Origin of the sequence: Stenotrophomonas sp. 278 (assembly GCF_003935715.1) — a bacterium.
GTDB classification, from domain to species: Bacteria; Pseudomonadota; Gammaproteobacteria; order Xanthomonadales; family Xanthomonadaceae; genus Stenotrophomonas; species Stenotrophomonas maltophilia_AH.
This window is the reverse complement of record NZ_RHPP01000266.1, coordinates 1-2,216: the sequence shown is the minus strand read 5'-3', so window position 1 is coordinate 2,216 and position 2,216 is coordinate 1. Positions and strand designations below refer to the sequence as shown.

Genomic DNA, 2,216 nt, shown 5'->3' with positions numbered 1-2,216 from the left:
AAACGACTACGCAAAGCAATTGAAAGCCGCTTCCTGACCCCGTACTTCTTGGCGTCCGATTTCAGGGGACAGGTTCAATCTTCACCTCTAAAGCTCCTGTTTGGTCAAATACGGGCGTCACTAACGCAAGACTACGATAGCGACCTCGCGGGTGACATGAAGATGGTCGACCGGTGGGCGTTGGGCGTTGAGCACAGGAAGCCGAGTGGAGCTCCGCCGGATGCGCGCCGACAACTAGCAAACCAACAGCAAAAAATCCGCTCACGCGGGGTCATGCTTTGCTGATCTGCGTTCGAATGATGTTGGAGACGACGGCACCCATGCCGCCACTGAACAGCACAGATTGAATCTTGCCCAGCTGTCCCGGCTCCAGCCATTGCCAACACCTTGGGGCTAAGTAATGCCATGCCCAGACAAGCAATGAGCCAAGGAAAACGAGCGTAAAGACCAGCGTTACAACAAGCAAAAGCTTCCCGTACAAGCGAAGCCATTGGGTGTCGTTCTCCTTCCTGACGTGGTCCAGAGAGTCCCAATTTTTGTCTTCAGCTTTGGCTTCGGTTGTTGCCCACTGAGGGGTTGCCCGAAGTTCTTCAGCTGTGATCGGAATGCCCGAAGGCGGCGCAGTCGAGGAACTACCGTCAGTGGGGTCGCCCATTCGCCAAATCCCTGTAGTGCTGAGCAATCAACTCATCCGGAATTTCGATACCCCTGAACCTTGAATCGTAAACCTGAGTCCACGGCGTCCCCGCCCGGTGAGTCAAGTACGACAGAGCTATGCCATCCAAGTGACCGTACTTGTTGAAAACATCGCTCAGGAAAGCTTGGTCTTCTGGAGACACGGCAATCTCGTGCGTCGGACCAATAGCACCCAGTGGAATCGGATCCCTTCCATAGGACTTGGTCGCATGATAAAGATCCGGAATAACGGGGCCGTACTGCCATGCCTCAATCCGGTTAGCGAACAGATCCTTCCCACGCAGCCCAAGGCTCCAGCCATGAGCAATGTAGGTGAGCTTTACGAGCTGCATTGGGGTAAGGGATTTTCCTTGCGCCTTTGCGATCTTGAGGATCGCATCAGCGACGGTGAGTACGTCGTACACGCTGCCTCCTTCGCGATGTTCGCTATGCAGGACAAATTTGGCGGTGACTGCTGATCTTGCCGTTAAGCTTCAGGCAGTGGTGGCACATGTTGACACGATGTAGATGAAGCATCGTAACACCACCGCATTACGCTACTGCCAATGCAGTCACCATGCAGTTACGAAAAAACCGGCTCAAGGCCGGTTTCTTCGCATCACACTGATTTTTGAATGGTGGGCGGTACAGGGATCGAACCTGTGACCCTTGCCGTGTGAAGGCAATGCTCTACCGCTGAGCTAACCGCCCGGTGTGTTGCTGAGCCGCTCATTATAGGGCGGATTTCGAGGCCGTCAACGCTTTTTTACATTCGCCTTCACATCGTGTGCGTAGGCTTGTCCGAGCTCAGCGTGCCGGCCAGTGCGGTTTCGATCTTGTTGCGCACGTTCTCGCCTTCCTGGCCGTCGGCCAGCTGCACGCCGATGCCGGCGGCGCGGTTGCCCTGGGCTCCGGCCGGGGTCACCCACACCACTTTGCCGGCCACGGGCAGGCGCTCGCTGCTGTCAGGCAGCGTCAGCAGCAGGAAGACCTCGTCGCCCAGGAAGTAACGCTTGGGCGTGGGCACGAAGATGCCACCGTTCTTGATGAACGGCATGTAGGCGCTGTACAGCGACGCCTTGTCCTTGACGGCCAGCGACAGGATGCCCTGGCGGGCGTTGGTGGCGCTCATTTATCTATTCCCCTTTGCGTGCCGCTCGTTGACCTTGTTCCAGGCCAACAACAATTCCACCACCGCCAGGTCGGCGCGCACGGTAGTGCGCAGCAGATCGCGGGTACGGTTGGCGGCGTCGAACCAGGCCCCCAGCTTGTGCAATCGATCCGCATCGGTCAAGCCACCGCCGGTGGCTTGTGCCAATGCAAGGTCCGCCGCGAAGCGCAGGCGCAGGGCGGCGTGCTCGTCGGCGCACCAGCGCTGGGCCAGTTCCACCGCGCCGCTGCGGCCGGCGACCAGCGCTTCCAGGTCGCTGGCGACCTGCCGGCGCAGGGTCAGGCCGTCGTTCTTCAGCCAGTCATCGGCCAGCCCGGGGTGGCCGCGGGCGGCGTCCAGGGCCTCGCGGGCGCTGGCTTCGCTGTGGCCC

The 2,216-nt window shown here is 59.2% G+C and carries 4 protein-coding genes, 1 tRNA gene and 1 pseudogene; 1 reads left to right on the top strand and 5 read right to left on the bottom strand.

The genetic code is table 11. From position 1 onward, the window contains the following. Nucleotides 1–285: hypothetical protein (locus EGJ34_RS22580; protein WP_221740435.1), on the top strand; the 285-nt coding region annotated here is incomplete at its 5' end. Here the strand turns inward: EGJ34_RS22580 and EGJ34_RS21475 are convergent. From EGJ34_RS21475 to EGJ34_RS21455, 5 genes and pseudogenes are all read right to left on the bottom strand, one after another. Beyond that, the gene (locus tag EGJ34_RS21475) at nucleotides 272–655 is read right to left on the bottom strand and encodes a hypothetical protein (RefSeq protein ID WP_125362421.1); all 384 of its coding nucleotides are present in this window, start codon (nucleotides 653–655) and stop codon (nucleotides 272–274) included. The two genes, EGJ34_RS22580 and EGJ34_RS21475, sit on opposite strands and share 14 nt — an antisense overlap. Beyond that, nucleotides 639–1,100: a type II toxin-antitoxin system antitoxin SocA domain-containing protein gene (locus EGJ34_RS21470; protein WP_125362420.1), complete on the bottom strand. Its 462-nt coding sequence runs from the start codon at nucleotides 1,098–1,100 to the stop codon at nucleotides 639–641. Before EGJ34_RS21470 ends, EGJ34_RS21475 begins: the two co-directional genes overlap by 17 nt. Before the next feature lie 211 nt (nucleotides 1,101–1,311). Continuing rightward, nucleotides 1,312–1,386 (bottom strand) — tRNA-Val (locus EGJ34_RS21465). 67 nt (nucleotides 1,387–1,453) lie between these two features. Beyond that, nucleotides 1,454–1,807 carry a PilZ domain-containing protein gene (locus tag EGJ34_RS21460; protein ID WP_125362419.1) on the bottom strand — a complete coding sequence of 118 codons (354 nt, stop codon included), beginning with the start codon at nucleotides 1,805–1,807 and terminating at the stop codon, nucleotides 1,454–1,456. Further along, a pseudogene (locus EGJ34_RS21455) lies at nucleotides 1,808–2,216 on the bottom strand (DNA polymerase III subunit delta'); the annotation flags it as partial. It lies immediately after the preceding gene.